18 protein-coding genes are annotated in these 19,332 nt (G+C 62.2%); 12 read left to right on the top strand and 6 right to left on the bottom strand.

All coding sequences use genetic code 11. From position 1 onward, the window contains the following. Positions 1-194: 194 nt before the first annotated feature. Positions 195-431 carry a hypothetical protein gene (locus tag HB777_02840; protein ID QND62957.1) on the bottom strand — a complete coding sequence of 79 codons (237 nt, stop codon included), beginning with the start codon at positions 429-431 and terminating at the stop codon, positions 195-197. Positions 432-471: 40 nt separating this feature from the next. After that, positions 472-774 (bottom strand): hypothetical protein, encoded by a 303-nt coding sequence (locus tag HB777_02835; protein QND62956.1) that lies wholly within the window; start codon positions 772-774, stop codon positions 472-474. 233 nt (positions 775-1,007) lie between these two features. Between HB777_02835 and HB777_02830 the strand changes: the two genes are divergently transcribed. Together HB777_02830 and HB777_02825 are read left to right on the top strand one after the other, a co-directional pair. Beyond that, a complete protein-coding gene (locus tag HB777_02830) occupies positions 1,008-1,724 on the top strand; it encodes a response regulator transcription factor (GenBank protein QND68628.1) in 717 nt (238 codons plus the stop codon). Continuing rightward, positions 1,721-3,127, top strand: coding sequence for a HAMP domain-containing protein (locus HB777_02825; GenBank protein QND62955.1), 1,407 nt, complete (start codon positions 1,721-1,723; stop codon positions 3,125-3,127). Before HB777_02830 ends, HB777_02825 begins: the two co-directional genes overlap by 4 nt. A gap of 46 nt (positions 3,128-3,173) precedes the next feature. Here HB777_02825 and choV read toward each other — a convergent pair whose 3' ends face one another. The 3 genes from choV to HB777_02810 all read right to left on the bottom strand — a co-directional run bounded on the left by choV (position 3,174) and on the right by HB777_02810 (position 6,274). Further along, positions 3,174-4,355, bottom strand: a complete 1,182-nt coding sequence (gene choV, locus HB777_02820) for a choline ABC transporter ATP-binding protein (GenBank protein QND62954.1) — start codon at positions 4,353-4,355, stop codon at positions 3,174-3,176. Beyond that, positions 4,352-5,206 (bottom strand): choline ABC transporter permease subunit, encoded by an 855-nt coding sequence (gene choW / locus HB777_02815; GenBank protein QND62953.1) that lies wholly within the window; start codon positions 5,204-5,206, stop codon positions 4,352-4,354. Before choW ends, choV begins: the two co-directional genes overlap by 4 nt. Before the next feature lie 132 nt (positions 5,207-5,338). Next, positions 5,339-6,274 carry a choline ABC transporter substrate-binding protein gene (locus tag HB777_02810; protein ID QND62952.1) on the bottom strand — a complete coding sequence of 312 codons (936 nt, stop codon included), beginning with the start codon at positions 6,272-6,274 and terminating at the stop codon, positions 5,339-5,341. 238 nt (positions 6,275-6,512) lie between these two features. On the opposite strand from HB777_02810, the gene HB777_02805 reads away from it, so the two are divergent. After that, positions 6,513-7,124: a thymidine kinase gene (locus HB777_02805; GenBank protein ID QND62951.1), complete on the top strand. Its 612-nt coding sequence runs from the start codon at positions 6,513-6,515 to the stop codon at positions 7,122-7,124. A 70-nt stretch (positions 7,125-7,194) separates the two neighbouring features. Here HB777_02805 and HB777_02800 read toward each other — a convergent pair whose 3' ends face one another. Next, positions 7,195-8,091: a DMT family transporter gene (locus tag HB777_02800; GenBank protein QND62950.1), complete on the bottom strand. Its 897-nt coding sequence runs from the start codon at positions 8,089-8,091 to the stop codon at positions 7,195-7,197. Positions 8,092-8,188: 97 nt separating this feature from the next. On the opposite strand from HB777_02800, the gene HB777_02795 reads away from it, so the two are divergent. From HB777_02795 to HB777_02755, 9 genes are all read left to right on the top strand, one after another. Next, a complete protein-coding gene (locus HB777_02795; protein ID QND62949.1) occupies positions 8,189-9,046 on the top strand; it encodes a LysR family transcriptional regulator in 858 nt (285 codons plus the stop codon). 108 nt (positions 9,047-9,154) lie between these two features. After that, the gene (locus HB777_02790) at positions 9,155-9,544 is read left to right on the top strand and encodes a cytochrome c family protein (GenBank protein ID QND62948.1); all 390 of its coding nucleotides are present in this window, start codon (positions 9,155-9,157) and stop codon (positions 9,542-9,544) included. Between the two features lie 312 nt (positions 9,545-9,856). Beyond that, positions 9,857-10,945, top strand: coding sequence for a hypothetical protein (locus HB777_02785; protein QND62947.1), 1,089 nt, complete (start codon positions 9,857-9,859; stop codon positions 10,943-10,945). A 31-nt stretch (positions 10,946-10,976) separates the two neighbouring features. Further along, positions 10,977-12,122 carry a hypothetical protein gene (locus HB777_02780; GenBank protein ID QND62946.1) on the top strand — a complete coding sequence of 382 codons (1,146 nt, stop codon included), beginning with the start codon at positions 10,977-10,979 and terminating at the stop codon, positions 12,120-12,122. Between the two features lie 24 nt (positions 12,123-12,146). After that, positions 12,147-14,057: an ATP-binding protein gene (locus tag HB777_02775; GenBank protein ID QND62945.1), complete on the top strand. Its 1,911-nt coding sequence runs from the start codon at positions 12,147-12,149 to the stop codon at positions 14,055-14,057. Positions 14,058-14,158: 101 nt separating this feature from the next. Next, a complete protein-coding gene (locus HB777_02770; protein ID QND62944.1) occupies positions 14,159-14,575 on the top strand; it encodes an endonuclease domain-containing protein in 417 nt (138 codons plus the stop codon). 109 nt (positions 14,576-14,684) lie between these two features. After that, positions 14,685-15,986: a hypothetical protein gene (locus HB777_02765; protein ID QND62943.1), complete on the top strand. Its 1,302-nt coding sequence runs from the start codon at positions 14,685-14,687 to the stop codon at positions 15,984-15,986. A 105-nt stretch (positions 15,987-16,091) separates the two neighbouring features. Further along, positions 16,092-17,216 (top strand): DUF2333 family protein, encoded by a 1,125-nt coding sequence (locus HB777_02760; GenBank protein ID QND62942.1) that lies wholly within the window; start codon positions 16,092-16,094, stop codon positions 17,214-17,216. A gap of 380 nt (positions 17,217-17,596) precedes the next feature. Further along, positions 17,597-19,276 carry a formate--tetrahydrofolate ligase gene (locus HB777_02755; GenBank protein ID QND62941.1) on the top strand — a complete coding sequence of 560 codons (1,680 nt, stop codon included), beginning with the start codon at positions 17,597-17,599 and terminating at the stop codon, positions 19,274-19,276. Positions 19,277-19,332 lie beyond the last annotated feature (56 nt).

Here is a 19,332-nt window from a genome sequence, read left to right as displayed (position 1 = left end):
GTTGCAAACGGGTTAAGCGTCAGTCGAGGCGGAAGTTGCCGGCACCAGGCTTCGGCCAAACATAGGGCCTACCAATCCGCTTCATCGCCGATATCAGGGGCTTTTCCACGGTTCGGACAGGAGGAAGGCCGCTCCAGCCGAAACCAGCTGGAGCGGCCTTGGTCAAAAGGCCGGCATGTTATGCCGAGCCTGGATTAGGCCTTCGGAGCTGCCTTCGGGGCAACCTTCTTCGCCTTCTTGTGCTTCTTGACGGGCTTCTTGGCGACGACCTTTTTCACGACCGGCTTGGCAGGCGTGGTCGCCGCCGGAGCGGTGGTCGTGGTGGTGGCAGCCGGAGCAGCGGTCGTGGTGGCAGCGGCGTTGCCGAGAGCCGGCATCGCGAAAGCGAGAGCGACGGCGAGACCGGTGGCGGAGAGGATGGACTTCTTCATGGCTTCATTTCCTTCTTTATGCGGGTCGAGTTTTCTAATGTCACTGAACCGGGTCGTTCGGTGTCACTCCAAGGAGCTTCAAAGCGTTGGCGAGCATCCGGATGCCCTGCGCCTGTTTCTTGGCGGCGCAGTACCGGTTGCCCTTTCTCTGAAGTGCCTTTGCCGCGGTGACCTGCGTTGCCGTGGCATGGGTTTCGAGGGCTTCATCGAATTGGTGGCTGAGATTGGCGCACCGTTCGCTCCGGGTCGTGGGCGTCACCTTTGCGTCCGATTGTCCGACAGCGGCAGTGACCAGGCCAAGGCCCAGCAACGCACCCAACAAACTGATCGACAACCTTGGCATCGGTTTATCCGTAAACCCGGAGACTAGCGTCGCAGCCGATGACCTGACCGCCACGAGATCAGTTATGCCTTTGAAATTTTTCAGGAGTTTTTCTGAACTGTAGAATTTTGTTTCTGGATTGTGTCTGAGAAAGCCGGTGTGAACCCATCATCACCACTGGCCAACATATGGCCTGAATTCTATCGTGTGGGTTGCGACAGAACGGCTTGGCAATCAACAATGACAGGGCTGCTGTGAAATCAGACGCGCACATACTGATCGTCGACGACGACAAGGGCATCCGCGACCTGCTGCAGGAATTCTTCCAGAAGCGGGGCCTGCACACCTCGGTTGCCGCCGACGGCATCGAGATGGAGACCATCCTGCGCCGCACGCAGGTGGATCTCATCGTCCTCGACGTGATGCTGCCCGGCAAGAGCGGGCTGGAGCTGTGCCGCGACCTGCGCGCCCAGTATTCGACGCCGATCATCATGCTGACCGCCGTCACCGAGACGACCGACCGCGTCGTTGGCCTGGAGATGGGCGCCGACGATTATGTGCCCAAACCCTTCGACCCGCGCGAGCTTTTGGCGCGCATCCGCGCCGTGCTGAGGCGCAATGGCGCCGCCGAGCCCAAGCGCGCCACCACCAAGCAGATCTACCGCTTCGCCGGCTGGACGATGGACTGTTCGCGCCGCCGGCTGATCGCGCCCGACGATGTCAGGGTCGAGCTGACCATGGCCGAATTCAACCTGCTGCAGACCTTCGTCAAGAGCGCGCAGCGCGTGCTGACGCGCGACCAGCTCATCGAACTGTCCGGCGGCGACAGCGACTACTCCTTCGACCGCAGCATCGACATCCTGGTCAGCCGGTTGCGGCGCAAGATGGAGGATGACCCGAAAACGCCAAAACTGATCCTGACCGTGCGCAGCGGCGGCTATCAGTTCCTGCCCGAGACGACCTCCGAATGAGACGTTTCCTGCCGCAGACCTTGCCTGTCTGGGTGCTGCTGATCGTCATTGCCGGCCTGCTGATCAGCCAGGTCGCGACCCTCTACATCGTGTCGCGAGATCGCGCCGCCGCCAACGACGTCGTCGACCTCTACCGGCTCAACGACCGTGCCTTCTCGCTGGTGCAGCTCATGCATGACGCCAGCCCGGACGAGCGCAAGGCGACGGCGACCGGCCTGTTCAACTCGACCTACGCGCTCACCGTTTCGGACACGCCGGCGGTCACCTCGTCGATCGCCGGCGACGACGAGCTGGCCGAGCTCGAAGACATCCTCGTCGGCCGGCTGTCGAAATTCGGCATCACCGATGCACGCGTGCGCCGCGATCCGGCGACGCGCGAGGCCGACGACGCTACCGGCATGGCGCCGGGGCCCGACATTGGCCAGGTGGAGCGCGACCTTCTGGTGCTGGCCGCCGACTTCGCCCAGAGCGACAAGCTGACGGCATCGCTGCGCTTCGCCGACGGCCAATGGCTGAACTTCACCGAGCCGATCACGCCCGTTGGCCCGATCCTGAGCTTCGACAGCTTGCCGCTCTATTCGCTGATCGCAGGCCTGGTGGTGATCATGTCGATCTGGTCGCTGCGCCGGCTGACGGCCCCCTACAGGATGATGGAAACCGCCGTGAACCGGATCGGCAAGGATCTGAAGAGCCCGCCAATCGCGGAAGGCGGCAGCCGCGAGGTGCGTGCCGCCGCCAAGGCGATCAACGCCATGCAGGCCCGGCTGCGCGAATATGTCGAGGACCGCGAACATCTGGCGGCGGCGCTGGCGCATGATCTGCGCACGCCGATGACCAGGATGCGCCTGCGCCTGGAGCTGTTGCGCAAGTCGGCGGTTCGCGAAGCGCTGGCGCACGATCTCGCCGATGTCGAAAGCATTGCCAGCTCGGTGATCGACTTCGCCACCTTCGAGGTAACCGAGGAAAAGAACGAACGCATCGACTTCTGGTCGCTCGTGGAATCGATCGCCGACAGCTATGACGACGTCTCGTTCGACGACGATACAAGATCACGCGGCCTGATCTGCATGGCGCGGCCGGTCGCGCTCAAGCGCTGCGTCACCAATTTGGTGCAGAACGCGGTCACCTACGGCAAGAAAGCGCATCTCAGCCTGCGCCGGTCGGAAAACATGATCCTACTCACCATCCGCGATGAAGGACCAGGGATACCACAGGCCCAGATCGACGCCGTGTTCGGCTCTTTCGTGCGCCTCGAACAATCGCGCAACCGCCAGACCGGCGGTCTCGGGCTCGGCCTGACCATCGCCCGCAACATCGCGCGCGCCGCCGGCGGCGAGATCAGCCTGTCCAACAACCCGGGCGGTGGCCTGCTGACGCAGCTGCGCCTGCCGCTGGCGGCATAAAAACGAGGCGCGCTCAGCGCCTCGTCGACTTCCGGTTCCGAAGAAATTACCGCCGCAGCACCGCGCTCAACACGTCGCGGATGCCGATCGCGCCGACAAAGCGCGACTGGTCGTCGAACAGCGCCACCGGTGCGGTCTGCGACCGGTGCATGGCGAGCATCACGGTTTTCAGCGAGGTGCCGGGATTGGCCCAAAACACTTGCGCGGCTTCCTCCGACTGGGCCTCGACATCAGCGCACGACACCCACACCGCCGGCTTGCCGTCGCGTTCGGCCGCCGCCACCAGCCCGTGATCGTCGATCTTGAAGCGCGTCGTCTTGCGCCGGTCGAGCCACACCCAGCCATCCTTGCCGTGATCGAGGTCGCGGCGGTCGCGCATCACGTTCCAGGCGGTCAGCACCGACAGCGGGTTCACATTGGCGATGAAGTCACGGACATAGTCGTTGGCGGGCCGCAGCACGATGTCTTCCGGCGCGCCGGTCTGCACGATGCGGCCACCCTCCATGATGGTGATGTGGCTGCCGATCTTCAGCGCCTCCTCGAGGTCGTGGCTGACGAAGATGATGGTCTTCTTCAGCTCGGCCTGCAGCTGCAGCAACTCGTCCTGCAGCTTGGTGCGGATCAGCGGGTCGAGCGCCGAGAACGGCTCGTCCATCAACAGGATCGGCGCCTCGGTGGCGAAGGCACGGGCCAGGCCGACACGCTGCTGCATGCCGCCCGACAGCTCATGCGCGTATTTCTTCGACCACTGGTCGAGATTGACCAGCTTGAGCTGACGTTGCACGCGCTCCTTGCGCTCGGCTTCCGGCACGCCGGCGAGTTCAAGACCGAGGCCGACATTCTCCTCCACCGTACGCCAGGGCAGCAGGCCGAATTGCTGGAACACCATCGCCACCTGTTTCTGGCGCAGGCGCCGCAAAGTCGCCTCGTCGCATGTGACGACATCGACGGTCTTGTCGCCATCCTTGACCAGCACCTGGCCGCGCGACACCACGTTCAGCCGGTTGACCGCCCGCAGCAATGTCGACTTGCCCGAACCGGAGAGGCCCATCAGAACGGAGATTTCGCCCTCGTTCACGGTCAGGCTGGCGCCGGCGCAGCCGAGAACATTGCCGGTCTTTTCGAGGATCTCGGCGCGGCTGGCGCCGGCGTCGATCATTTTCAGCGATCCGGCCTGGTCGGCGCCGAAGACGATATCGACGTTCCTGAAGTCGACGGCGACGGTCATTTCTTGCCTCCAACGGCGATGCGGGTCATCCGGTCGAGCACGATGGCCAGCACGACGATTGCCAGGCCAGCCTCAAGCCCGAGATCGATGCGGCGCGAGCCGAGCGCCCGGTTGATCTCGGTGCCGAGACCGCCGGCGCCGATGAGTGCGGCGAACACCACCATCGACAGCGACAGCATGATCGATTGCGTCAGGCCGGCCATGATGGTGGGCAGCGCCGAGGGCAGCTCCACCTTCCACAGCAGCTGGCTCTTGGTGGCGCCGAAAGCCTCGCCGGCCTCGACGATCGACTTCGGCACCGAGACGACGCCGAGATGGGTGAGCCGGACCGCGGTCGGGATGACGAAGATGATGGTGACGATGAGGCCGGGCGCGTTGCCGAGACCGAACAGCGTCAGCACCGGGATCAGGTAGACGAAGGTCGGCAGCGTCTGCATCAGGTCGAGCACCGGCAGCATGACGCGATAGACCTTCGGCTTGTGCGCCGCCCAGATGCCGAGCGGCACGCCGATGGCCATCGCCATGGCAGCGGCCGCGACGACCAGCACCAGCGTCTGCACCGTCTGCTTCCACAAATTCTGGTTGATGATGAAGATCAGGCCGAGAAAGACGCCGATGGCGAGCGGCCTCGAGCGCTGCAGCAGCCAGGCGACAACGGCGATGATCAGCGCCAGCAGCACCGGCGGCACCATCAGCAGAATGCCGACCAGCCCGTCGAGCAGGAAATTGAGGCCGTTCGAAAAGGCCCTGAACACAGTGTCGAAATTGTCGGTGAGGAAACCGAAAAACGCCTTTCCCCAGGCGCCGATCGGAATCTTGTGATCGACCATGAATTTCGAAATCGGATCCATCTCACCCCTCTTCGTCCAGGAGCCGGCCTGCTCTCGGCTCGCGCAACGTCATCTTGTCACAGGATATGAAAAAGGGCAGCCTTTTCTAAGATGGCTGCCCTTCCTGGTTCGGCTTTGCCGAATTCAGTCGGCTCAGCTTCCGAGAGCGGTCTTGATGGCAGCCGCGGCGTCGCCACCGTCGAAGGTGGTCACGCCGGCGATCCACGGAGCGACCGCGCCGGGATTCTTCTTCAGCCAGTCGGTCGCCACCGTGTTGGCGTCGCCGCCCTTGAGGATCGCGTCCATCATCTGGCCTTCCATGTCCAGATTGAACTTGAGGTTGGCGATGAACTTGCCGGCATTCGGGCACTCGGTGGTGTAGCCCTTGCGCACATTGGTAAAGACGGTGGCGGCGCCGAAGCCGCTGTCGCCCATGCCATCGAGATAGGTGATCTTCATGGCGCCCATCACCGGATGCGGCGTCCAGCCGAGGAAGGCGATCCACTCATTGTTCTTCATCGACTGCTCGGCCTGCGTCAGCATGCCGGCCTCCGAGGATTCGACCAGCTCGAAGCCTTCGAGATTGTCCTTCGGGTTCTTGATCATGTCGAGGATGATGCGGTTGCCGTCATTGCCGGCCTCGATGCCATAGATCTTGCCGTTGAACTTGTCCTTGAACTTGCCGATATCGGTCAGCGACTTGACGCCGGCGTCCGCGACATAGGTCGGCACGACGATGCCGTAGCCGGCGCCGGTCAGGTTCGTGCTGATCGTCTCGACCGAGCCGTCGGCGGTGTAGTCCTTGATGTCGTTGGTCATCGACGGCATCCAGTTGCCGAGGAAGACATCGAGATCCTTGTTCTTCAGCGAAGCCATGGTCACCGGCACCGACAGCTGGATCGTCTGCGGCTCATAGCCGAGCGCGGTCAGCAGCACGGAGGCGACGCCGGTCGTCGCCTGGATGTCGGTCCAGCCGACATCGGAAAGACGCACCGCCTTGCAGCTCGCCGGATCACCGGCGAAGGCAGCGCTGGTGGACAAAAAAGCCGCCAGACCGAGGCCGGCGACGAAAGAGTTCATACGCGACATAGACAGTCTCCCATTGTGATTCTTTGGCGAAGCGTAGTTACGGTTTCTCAGCCCGCCTTGTTTCGTCAGCCAAACACCATTCTGGTGTGGTTTCAAGCATTAAGGCAATCACGATCAACGGCGCGGGCTGGCCAATCAGCGACACGGCTGACGCTTTTGTCTTGCGATACGGCTTTTTCAGGGGAATGCGGGCGGCGGCCCCTCCCCGTGCCCGTCGAAGTCGGCTTAAAAGAGCGGCATGGCCAAGCTTTACTTCCACTATGCAACGATGAATGCCGGCAAGACGACGATGCTGTTGCAAGCGTCGTATAATTATCGCGAGCGCGGCATGGGCACGATGCTGTTCGTCGCCGGCCACTACCGCAAGGGCGATACCGGCCTGATCTCGTCGCGCATCGGCCTGGAGACGGAAGCCGAGATGTTCCGCGACGGTGACGATCTGTTCGCCCGCGTCGCCGATCACCACGCGCATACATCAGTGCATTGCGTCTTCGTCGACGAGGCGCAGTTCCTCGAGGAAGCGCAGGTCTGGCAGCTCGCCCGTATCGCCGATCGCCTGAACATTCCGGTCATGTGCTACGGCCTGCGCACCGATTTCCAGGGCAAGCTGTTTTCCGGCTCGCGCGCGCTGCTGGCCATCGCCGACGATTTGCGCGAAGTACGCACCATCTGCCGCTGCGGCCGCAAGGCGACGATGGTCGTGCGCCTCGGCCCCGATGGCAAGGTGGCGCGCCAGGGCGAGCAGGTGGCGATCGGCAAGGACGTCTATGTCTCGCTCTGCCGCCGCCATTGGGAAGAAGAAATGGGCCGCGCCGCACCCGACGACTTCATCGGTTTTATCAAGGGCTGACTCTGTCTCTTGGTTTTTGGAGCAATTCCCAGGGGAAGCGCTATGTGCTTTCCCTGGAATTGCACCGGGCTCATACGGTCGAGACACGCCACTTCGGAAACCGCCAACCCAGCCGCACACCCAGCGTCGCCACTGCAATCAGCGCCATGCCGGCAGCCTGCGCCAGCCCGAGCGGATGCCCATAGATCGCCCAGTCGACGATGATGGCGACGACGGGATAGATGAAGGTGATGACGCCGATCACCGGTGTCGTCAGGCGCGGAAAGGCCGAATTCATCAGCACATAGGCAATGCCGGTGTGCAGCACGCCGATGCCGAGCAGCCAGCCCCATGACGCAAGCGCAATATGTTGGCCGACGCCGGCGAACGGGGCGAGCATGACGACCCCCACCACCGTCTGGCAGAGTACCGTAATTTCGGCGCGCTGCTGACCAAGGCCCTTGGCGAGGATCGTTGTAACGGCATAGAGCATTGCACCGCCCAGCGTCAGCGCAATACCCGGCGCCCAGTTGGCATCGGCATGGCCGCGCGCGAAGACGAGGCCGCTGGCCAGCACGACGCCGAGAAACGCACCGAGCATCCACAGCAGTTGGTCAGGCGAGATGCGCTCCTTGAGGAAGACGACACCGATCAGGACCACGAAGAACGGCTGGATGTGGTAGATAATCGTCGTCGTGGCGATCGACGTCATGGCAAAGCCGGCGAAGAAGGCTGTCCAGCTCAGCACCATGCAGACGCCGGCAAGTGCCGCGAGGGCAAGCCGGGACGGCGACAGCGTCCGATCCGGCAGATAGCCGCGCAACAGGCACCATGCGAAAAGGAACAGCGCGCCGAACACGCACCGCCAGAAGACGACGGCGACGGGATGCAGCCCCGATTCCGTGGCGAAGGCGCCGACCGTGCCGGCGATCACCATTGCCAGAGCAAGGCTCGCGGCCGGAAAGCGGGCTGTCGAGGCGTCTGTCATGGAGGTCGTCCAGTTGGTGCGACGCATGTGGTCACTGGCTGCGGTTTCAAACGAGTGAATAGATTTGGGATAGGCTATTCGATATGCTGATAGCACCATGCCCGCGCCACTCGATCTCAACCTGCTGAAAACCTTCGTCGCCGTCGTCGAGAGCGGCAGCCTTTCCAATGCAGCACCTCGGGTCGGCCGCAGCCAGTCAGCCGTCAGCATGCAGATGCAGCGGCTGGAGGAGATGGTCGGCAACCAGCTTCTGGTGCGTGGTCCGAGAACCGTCATCCCCAATGCCATCGGCGAGGATTTCCTGATCTATGCGCGCCGGTTGTTGAAGCTGTCGGATGAAGCATGGGCAAGCGTCACCCGGCCGAAGGAGACCGGCAGCGTCCGTCTGGGTGTGCCGGACGACTATGCCGCCTTCCTCCTGCCGCCCGTGCTGTCGCGCTTTGCGGCGGAGCACCCCCTGGTGACGGTGGAGTTGATCTGCGAACAGTCGACCGCGCTGGTGAAGACGCTGGCGGAGGGACGGCTGGATCTCGCCATCGTCACCCGCTTGCCGGAGCAGCCGCTCGAGGTGATCCGGCTGGAACGCTTCGTCTGGGTCGCCTCACCCAATCATGTCGCCTGGCAGACCGACCCGCTTCCAGTCGCTCTGTTCGAACCCGGCTGTGCAGCCAGGATGAATGTCCTGCAGGCGCTTGGCGATGTGGACCGCTCCTACCGCTGCACCTACTCCAGCGCCTCGCTGCTTGGCCTGATCGCGGTCGTCCAGGCCGGGCTCGCTGTGGCTGGCCTCGCCCAGCGCAGCGTGCCGCCGTCGCTGCGCATCATCGGCGGCAATGAAGGGTTTCCCGTGCTGCCGGACCTCGAAATCGGCATCCTGCGCAACCCGCTGTCGACGACGCCTGCGGTCGAGCGGCTGAGTGATTTCCTGCGCCGCGACCTGGCCCAGCAAGCCTGATTTGCAATACCATTGTCATGGCCCGTCTTCCGCAATCCCGCCATGATGCAGCGTTTGTTAAGGCCTCGGTCCTATAAGGCCGCCAGCCAGAACTCTCCGGGGTCAGCCATGTTTCGAGCCGCTTCGTCCGCCAGCATTCTTCTCCTTGCCACCTCCCTTGCCGCCCATGCCGGCGGAGATCCGGCCCTGGGCAAGAAGGTCTTCAACCGGTGCATCGCCTGCCATGAAGCAGCCACCGACCGCGACAAGGTCGGCCCGCATTTGATGGGCGTCGTCGGCCGCACTGCCGGCAGCGCCGAGAGTTTCCTTGGCCACTATTCCGAGGCGATGAAGAGTGCAGGTTCCGGCGGCCTGGTCTGGAATGAAGCCAATCTCGCCGAGTATCTCAAGGCCCCCAAGCTGAAAGTGCCCGGCAACAGGATGGCGTTTGCCGGCCTGACCAATGACGACGACATCGCCAATGTCATCGCCTATCTGAAGGCCGATCCCAAACCCTGATCCGCTGTTCGTCCGCCTCTGTAAAGCCGGCTTTCGCTTCGCATATCGCGGCCGCGATTGCTTCAGTGGTTTGCCGAATACAAAGGCATCCGTGCGCCGTCGCTTTGCCGCGTGAAAGTTCAATGACAGCTGAACTATGCCTGGCCGGCAAGCTAATCACGCCATGACCCCGCCTTCACTGGCTTTCAAGACCGTGACGGATTCTTTTGTTTTCACGCCGCCCTTGTCTTCACGTCTTTCAATCCCCGGATGCCCCACATATATTCGCCGCTGTTCGCGACCAGCGACGTGATGCCGAAGCGGGAGGCCCCAATGGCGACATTGCAGAATTTCGACGCCGAAATTGCCAAAACCAAGCAAGTCGTGCAGGACATGCGCAGCAAGATCGAGCAGTCCGGCACCGTGCTTGATACGCTCGCCACCGCCGACAAGAAGATCGGCGACGCCAATTTCGACATCGAGAACGCCCGCATCGAGGATGTGCTGAAGCAGCAGAAGGTGATGGAAGGCAACATCGCCGACCTGATCATCGGGCTGGAGGACGCCACCAACGTCTTCGGCGCCGAGTTCGAGAGCATGAAGAACTACACCGGCTGGGAAAAATTCATCGGCGTCTTCTCCAGCCAGAGCAAGCAGCGCATGCGCACCGACCGCGTCCGCAACATGTCGCTGGCCGGCAATCTGCAGGAACTGCTGGTCAAGTCCGACACCATCGTCGGCATCCTGAAGGCGCAGAAAGAGGTCCTCGACCAGCGCTACAAGACCTCCGAGACCAGCCTGTCGCAGGTGATCGAGCGCCGCAAGACCACCATGACCAACCTCGAAGCCGTGCAGAAGCGCATCGAGGAACTCAATCCGATGCTGCTCGACATCGAAAACAAGATCGCCGCCTCGACCAGCCAGAAGGACCGCACACAGCTTGAAGGCGAACGCTCCAAGCTGGCGACGGAATACAACGAAAAGCAGGCCAAGGAGCAGGAACTGCTGGCCGAAAGCCAGACGCTCGAGCGCTACACCTCGATGTTCCAGACCTTCGTCGATTCGCTCAACAACCAGATCGCCGCGCAATCGACGCTGATCAACAAGCTGACCATCGATACCGAGCAGCGCATCGTGCTCTACAAGGCGCTGGAAGATTCGCTGAAGACCGCCGCCCAGCAGGACGTCGCCCACAAGATCAACACGCTGGGCAGCCAGGTCGACAACACCGCAGAGGAAACCATGGCCGGCATCGGTGCCGCGTCGCAAAAGCACATCGGCGACCTGCTCGAAATGCACGAGAAGAACATGGTCGCCAGCGCCGACATCCAGCGCCGCAAGAAGCTGGCCGACGATGCCTTCGCCCGCCGCTTCGACGAGGTGCTGAAGAAGCACAATTCGGCAAACTACGTGCAGTCGTAAGGGTGACAGCACTGCCCGCGAGCGCACAGGCATGACCCCCGAAAACGAAGCGGCGACACGGTATTTCTCCGCCATCACGGCCGCGCTCAGCGGCCTTGAAGTGTTCATGCGCGACGATCGCTCGCCGCTCTACCGGCATGGCATCGTCGCCAAGATCGTCGCCGAATACATCGCCCGGCTCGACAAGTCGTTTTCCTGCTGGCGCAACCGGCTGGGCTTCATGGACACGTTCCGCATTTCGCGCGCCGAAAGCGGCTTCCCGGTGTTCCAGAACCTGCTTGAGCTGGAGAACGACCGCCGCCAGGCCGACGCGCGGCTTGCCAACATTCCGCTGGCTGGCGAGTTGCGCGAGGAAATGGCCGACTTCATCCTGCGCCACAAGGAATTCCCGGAAGCGCTGCAGAAGTCGATGGCCGAGCGGCTCTATCTCGAGGACGTGAAAAGCGAGAACACGTTCGGCCCGTTCACCCTGGCGCAAACGGCCAAGGTCTCGGTCAACCCGAAGACGGCGCGGCCCTATTATCTCGTCCACTGGGCGACGTTCGACGGCAGCGCCAACCTGCCTCTGGTCTACATGGTGACTGTGGAGGATTCTTCCGAAGCGATGATCCGCCAGCTTGTCGACAGAAACGGCAAGCTGAACGAGACGATCGACATTCCGCTGCCGGTCGACGGCCTGCTCAATCCCGAGCTTGCCCACCGTTTCGACGATTTCACCGAGAAGAATTCGGCCTACACGCTGTCGCCGGCGACCATCGCGGTCAACCTCGACAAGGATTTCGAACCGCTGCACCCCAAGCAGCTGCGCCGCGTCGTGCTCGGCCCGTTCTATTCCGCGGGGATTACCGACAACAATTCGACGGTGACCGAAGTCCTGGCCAAGGTGCGCAAGCCGGAAAATGCCTGGCTGCTGACCTGGACCATCCAGGAGGTCTATTCCAAGAGCGAGAAACCCGGCCGCAAGGGCCTGTTTTCGAGCGAGAAGACGACGCAGGAATTCTTCATCAACACCGACGATCTGGAAGCCGCGCGCCAGGGCGTGTCGAGCTACGAAAACCACGCGCTGATCCCGCATGAGGCCTACCAGGCGCTCTACGCCGCCGGCGAGGCGCAGAAGATCTTTGCCGGCTACAAGGTTCACATCCTGTCCAATGGACAGGTCATTTCAGACGTCTGACCGTCACACCACGGAGCACCCTTCATGGATACCGGCCTGACCACCATCCCGGAAGCCGCCATCGAGAAACACCGCGCCACCGCGCAAAGCTTCATCACCCGCATTGTCGTGCTGGAGGATCCGTCACGCGAGTCCGGCACCGCACTTGCCGGCACCAACCGCCGCTTCGTCTCGACCGTCTCGGTCGGCTCGGTGCGCCGCACGCGCGAGGTCGAGCTGTCGAAGACCGTCGGCGCCGTCCATCCCGACGACCAACTGCTGACCATCCCGCAGCATACTCTGCTCTTCCGCGCCCGGCGCGGCACGGCCATCGCGCTCGCAGTATCGGATGTCTTTGCAGAAGGTTCGGACCTTGAAAGCCTGCAGGCCAAAAACACCCGCGCCCCGCTCGAAGGCGACGAGGCGTCCACCTTCAAGAAGCTTCTGTCGGCCTCGGCTTACATTTCAGCCTTCAGCCTCGCCTCCTATCTCTTCCAGCTGATCGACAGCGACGGCGAGGCGCCCAACGACATCCCCGAGCCGGACTTCCTGTTCGACACGCCGCAGGATGCGGTGAAGTCGATCCTGGCCGGCCTCGACAAGGCGATCTCGGGATCGTCCGACGACGCCGACCTGATGACAAGGGCACGTGCCTTTGCCCGCGTCGCCATCGACGGGCTTCTGGCGCGCAAGGGTCGCTTCGACGGCATCGGCCCGTTCGAGAACGCCCATATCCGCATCGATGCCGATGACTTCACCCTCGATGGTTTCGACGTCGCGCCGGGCAAGCGCTCAAAACCGCTGGTGATGACCTTCAAGAAGCCGGAAGAGGTCGTCGGCAACCACATCGCCAAATACCAGTCGGTCAAGCTCGCCAAGATGCTGATGGCCTATGATTTCGAGCGCGAGATGAACCCGTTCGTCGAACTCGGCGGCTTCCTGTTCACCTTCATCGGCGACGGCGCGCCCGGCACCGGCAAGACGACGCTGATCCAGATGATCGCCGGTCTCGTCAACGGCTATTGCCAGGTCGCCGGCTATCCCTTCGCCTATGAGAATTTCGGCGTCGACCAGATCTCGTCCTACCAGGGCAAGTCGGGCCAGAACTGCCGCCAGTTCATCAACAATGTGCTGAACCCGCGCGTCATCGGCTTCGGCACCATCGACGACATCGACCAGGTGGCGGCGCGCCGCTCCGACGACCGCGCCTCGGCCGGCCAGCAGGAAATAACCGGCGTTTTGATGGACGCCTTCGCCGGCGCCGCCACCGTGGTACGCGGCAACTGTTCGTTCGGCATGTTCTCCAACTATCCCGAAAATGTCGACGACGCGCTGCGCCAGCGCGCCGGCGCCCGCTGGCTGGTCGACGGGCCGCAGTCGCGCGACGACTACATCGACATCTTCGTGCTGCTTGCCGGCAAGAACCACAAGATCCCGCTCGGCGACCACGATCTCTATGCCGCGCAGGAAATCCAGCGCGCCGTGACCGAGGCCTATGAGGAACACGAGAAGCCGCAGGAAGATGGGCTGATCAAGATCTACGAGCGCTACATGAAGGAGAACGGCGCGCCGAAATCGATGGCCGACATCGGCACCTATCTGCACCTGATCAAGGATGCCGAGCCGCGCTTCACCGGCCGCGCCGTCAAGAACGTCACCGACGCCATCAAGATGCGCGCCATGGACATCGAGCTTCCCGACGATTGGTTCGAGAAGCCGGAAGTCTTCATGCACAAGGGCTACGACGAAAAGAAAGCGATGATCGAGGAACTGCGCGGCCCCTTCTCGATGGACATGGTCATGCAGGAGATCAACCGCTACGCCGACTCGGAATTCCGCTATTCCGACAAGTCCGACGACTCCGCGGTGCAAAAGTTGCTGCGCGACGCCCGCCTGCGCGAACGCGCCGCGCGCGAGATGGAGGAGATGAAGAAGAAGGGGCTGTGGAATGCGTAGTCCTCCTTTGCAGCCCATAGGTGCTGAAAGGCTTGGCGCCAACGCCGACGCCCCCCTCTCCCCGTCCTTCACGGGGAGAGGGTAAGGGTGAGGGGCAGCGCATGCGTGGACCAGAAATCGAGACAACGGGGCGAGCGAGACGTCTGCGTCAGTCGGACAATGACGCCGAGAACGCACTTTGGCTCGAATTGCGTGACCGCAGACTGAACGGCCATAAGTTCGTGCGGCAGTTTCCGATAGGCCGCTACCTTGCCGATTTTGCCTGTAGGGAATGCCAGCTGGTTGTCGAAATCGATGGCAGTCAGCATGCCAGCAACAAGTATGACGAGGCCAGAGATCGCTTCATGGTTTCAAATGATTGGTCGGTCCTCCGCCTCTGGAATGTCGACGTGTTGAAAGATCGGGAAGCTGTACTCGAAACCATATTGGCCGCGATCAAGGGACGTCTTGAACGCCGTATCGAAACGCATGAGCTTCGATTTGTTGCCGCCAAAGGCTATGGGGAGGCATGTTCTTGACCGTTAGCGCCGCCCCTCACCCTTACCCTCTCCCCGTGAAGAACGGGGAGAGGGGGACGTCAGCGTTGGCGCTTGGTTCCTTTAACCAAAGCTCCTCGGAGCCTTCCACATGACCGCCAAGAAACCCGATCTTCTGCGTGACAACGAGCTGATCTACGGCCGTTTGCTCACTGTCGACGAGCCGCATCTGATCCAGCGCTACAACAAGGCGCTGGCCGCATTCGGCTTGAAGCCCACGAAACTGAAAAGCTTCCAGATCGACCGCACCGGCTTCTCGCCCGAAGTGGCCGAGGAATGCGGCGATTACGATTATCTCGATCCCAACGAGGTCAACCGCCGCTTCATCATCCTGACGCCATCGCAGATCGACCTGCCGGTGGTGCACACCGCCTTCTCCAACACCTCGCAGCTGATGTTCGAGTTCATGTCCAAGAACCAGCGCGCCATCGACGCGCTGACGATCAAGGACGTGATCTACGGCGAGATCGAGGATTCCGTTCCAAAGGTCAACGACATCGAAGACCTGCTGTCGATCAGCCAGGTCGAGTTCAAGGTGCTGTCGGCCGAGGATGTGCTGGGCAAGGCCGCCGAACTCGGCAAGCTCGTCGACCGGCTGAAGCAGGAGCCTGACGCCTGGCGCGACAACGCCATGCTGACCCGCATGGTCGAGCTTGCCAAGATCTGCGGCGATATCCGCGAGAACGCGCTGGTGCCCGACCAGGTGATCTTCCGCCACAATGCCTACTGGACCAGCCATTTCGGTGGTCTCTATGTGTTCGTCGACCCCGATATGACGACGGTGATCGGCGATCCGGCCGCACCCGGTTTCCGCCGTTCGCGGCCGTGGCAGGTCAGCTATCTCTCCATCAACGACGCCGACAAGGTGTTCAAGTTCCTCGCCACCACCGGCCGCATCGAGCTGCCGCGTGCCTCCTGGGTCGAGGCCTCGGGCTATCTCGAGCACCGCGCCGAGATGGTGGTGCGCGCGCTGATCCGCGATGCCGAGCCGAACCGCAATTTGACCGATGTCGACAAGGTCTGGCTGCAGACCTGGATCCAGAGCCACGCCGACCTGATCACCAAGGACGGCAATTTTCCCTTCCTCAACGCCGCCAAGCGCGAGATCGCCCAGCTCGGCCACCTCAAGATCGAGGATGTCTTCCCGCAGCAGCGCTTCCTGGTGATCCGCGCCAAACCCGACCACCCCGACGCCTGGCTGACCAACCGGCTGATCTCGGATTTCGTGCCGTCGGACTTCGTTTCGCGCTACATCTTCAACAAGCAGGGCTTCTACAAGGACTATGACGGCTTCAGCGACGCCTGGCGATCGCATGTTGTGGACGTTCTCAAAACCACATATTTGAAGGACAAGGTGGCGTTTCGCACACGCCTCTACGGCCTGACTGACTAGAACGAAATGAACCGTCATTTCGTTCTAACCTACTGTTTTGGCGCATGATGTTATCCAAAAAGTCTGCAACTTTTTGGCATCATGCTTTGAGGGGGTGACATCGCCATGCTCGATCCGATCGTGAACTTCTTCACCCGGATTTTCCAGTGGATCGGCCGCGGCATCGGGCTTTTGATCGGCGTGATCCTGCGGCCGTTCCTATGGGCCGGGCGCTGGTATACGCAGCGCGGCTGGATCCTCAAGGCGGCGGTCGGCGTCGCCCTGCTGGTGCTGATCGGCCTCTACGCCAACTTCTTCTACGCCACCCAGTGGTGGAACAACTTCAACCCGAACTATCCCGACACCTACACGTTCGAGAAGCGCAATGTCTCCGCCGGCGAACAGGTTGCCGCCGGCGCCGGCACGGACACTGCCAAGACCTGCGGCAACTCCGGCATTGCCCAGATCGCCGCCGACCTGACAGACTTCAACGTCAACCAGAATGCCTGGATCTCGTCGATGATCCTCTACAAGCTGGGCCTGTTCGGCGTCGATTGGGACAACACGCCGTGGATGGACAACAAGGCCTCGTTCCAACGCGGCATCAACCAGGCGGTGCGGCGCACCGCGACCGAACTCGCCGACAATCTCGGCCGGGTGCGCACCACATCGCAGATCGATGCCGATCTGCAGGACGCGCGCGGCAATCTGCAGTTCGACGAATACACCTGGTATTTCGGCGTCAGCCCGTTCGGCCCCAAGACGCCGACGCCGAGCTACTACCGCGACGCCGTGCGCAAGCTGCGCTCCTTCAACGCCCGCCTGGCCACCTGCCAGGCGACCTTCGATGCCCGCGCTGACAATCTGAAACAGTACATCGACCGTATCGCTTCGGACATCGGCTCGACCTCGGCCATCCTCAAGGAGCGCGCTGAAAACCACAACAATGGCTGGTTCGATTTCCGCGCCGACGATCGCTACTGGTTCGCCTATGGCCAGCTCTATGCCTATTACGGCCTGATGAAGGGCGCCCAGGCCGACTTCGAGGACGTCATCAAGGAAAAGCATCTGCAGAGCCTGTGGGACACGATGGACGCGCAATTCGTCTCGGCGCTGCGCATCCAGCCCTTCATCATCGCCAATGGCCGCGAGGATGGCTGGCTGTTGCCGACGCATCTGACGACGATGGGCTTCTACGTGCTCAGGGTGCGCTCCAACATGGTCGAAATCAGCAACGTGCTGACGCAGTAAAGCTCTCCGGCCCAATACATGTCGTTCTCCGGTTTGGGAGAACGACATGTGTAAAACAAAAGCCTGAAGCGCAAGGCGCTTTAGGCATGCGATGGCGAATTTGCGCCGTCGCCTCTGTCGCATTCCGTGCATTGCGCGGCTGTTTTGAGACGGCGAAGCGACGCGTCCTCTGGCTTCTATACGGCGCGGCAACGGAGCCAGGAAGAACCGATGACAGGTCGGCCGGTCCGCAGAGGAATTTTCTCTATAGGAAACATAGTTGCATGCAAGTTGACGCCGCGGTCGCGACAGGGTTAGAACATGCCCGCGCCCGGTTCCAACCTGCTTGCCAGTAAGATCAAACCCGTCCCCTCCACCGTCCAATCCAGAGGAAAGCCGTCATGGCCGAAGTGAAGTCCGACATCGAGATCGCGCGCGGCGCCAAGAAAAAGCAGATCCAGGAGATCGGCCAGAAGATCGGCATCCCAACCGAACACCTGCTGCCCTACGGCCACGACAAGGCCAAAATATCAGCCGAATTCATCAAGTCGGTGAAGGGCAACAAGGACGGCAAGCTGATCCTTGTCACCGCCATCAACCCGACGCCGGCCGGCGAAGGCAAGACCACGACCACGGTCGGCCTCGGCGACGGCCTGAACCGCATCGGCAAGAAGGCGATCGTCTGCATCCGCGAGGCCTCGCTTGGCCCGAATTTTGGCGTCAAGGGCGGTGCCGCCGGCGGCGGCTACGCGCAGGTCGTGCCGATGGAGGACATGAACCTCCACTTCACCGGCGACTTCCACGCCATCACCACGGCGCACAATCTGCTTTCGGCGCTGATCGACAACCACATCTACTGGGGCAATGAGCTCGGCATCGACACCCGCCGCGTCGTCTGGCGTCGCGTCATGGACATGAACGACCGTGCGCTGCGCGAGATGATCTGTTCGCTCGGCGGCGTCGCCAACGGCTTTCCGCGCGAGGGCGGCTTCGACATCACCGTCGCCTCCGAAGTCATGGCCATTCTGTGCCTGTCCACCGACCTGAAGGACCTTGAAAAGCGCCTTGGCGACATCATCGTCGCCTACCGCCGCGACAAGTCGGCGGTTTATGCCCGCGACCTCAAGGCCGACGGCGCCATGGCCGTGCTGCTCAAGGACGCCATGCAGCCCAATCTGGTGCAGACGCTGGAGAACAACCCGGCTTTCGTCCATGGCGGCCCGTTCGCCAACATCGCGCATGGCTGCAATTCGGTCGTCGCCACCACGACGGCGCTCAAGCTTGCAGACTATGTCGTCACCGAAGCCGGCTTCGGCGCCGACCTGGGTGCTGAAAAGTTCTTCGACATCAAGTGCCGCAAGGCGGGTCTGAAGCCGGCGGCGGCCGTCATCGTTGCCACCGTGCGCGCCATGAAGATGAATGGCGGCGTCAAGAAGGAAGACCTCGGCAAGGAAAACGTCGAAGCGGTGAAGAAGGGCTGCGCCAACCTCGGCCGCCACATCGAGAATATCAGGCAGTTCGGCGTCCCGGCGGTTGTCGCCATCAACCATTTTTATTCCGACACCGACGCCGAGATCCAGGCGATGAAGGACTACGTCGCCTCGATGGGCGAAGAAGCGATCCTGTGCAAGCACTGGGCCCACGGCTCGGCCGGCATCGAGGAGCTTGCCAACAAGGTGGTGGCGCTGGCCGAATCCGGCGCATCGCAGTTCGCGCCGCTCTATCCCGATGCCATGCCGCTGTTCGAGAAGATCAACACCATCGTCCAGCGCATCTATCGCGGCTCCGAAGCGATCGCCGACAAGTCGGTGCGCGACCAGCTGCACGCCTGGGAGCAGGCCGGCTATGGCCATCTGCCGGTCTGCATGGCCAAGACCCAGTATTCCTTCTCGACCGACCCGAACCTGCGCGGCGCGCCGACCGGCCACACCGTGCCGGTGCGCGAGGTCAGGCTTTCGGCCGGTGCCGGCTTCGTCGTCATCATCTGCGGCGAGGTCATGACCATGCCCGGCCTGCCCAAGGCGCCGTCGTCGGAAAAGATCTTCCTCAACGAGGCCGGCCAGATCGAAGGCCTGTTCTAGAGCGGTTCACGGCTTGATGGAATCGAAGGGGATTCCCGATTTGTCGGTTTTGTGAT

The organism is Mesorhizobium loti (assembly GCA_014189435.1).
Classification (GTDB): domain Bacteria; phylum Pseudomonadota; class Alphaproteobacteria; order Rhizobiales; family Rhizobiaceae; genus Mesorhizobium; species Mesorhizobium loti_G.
The sequence above is the reverse complement of the archived record's forward strand: the minus strand, read 5'-3'. Positions and strand labels throughout refer to the sequence as shown.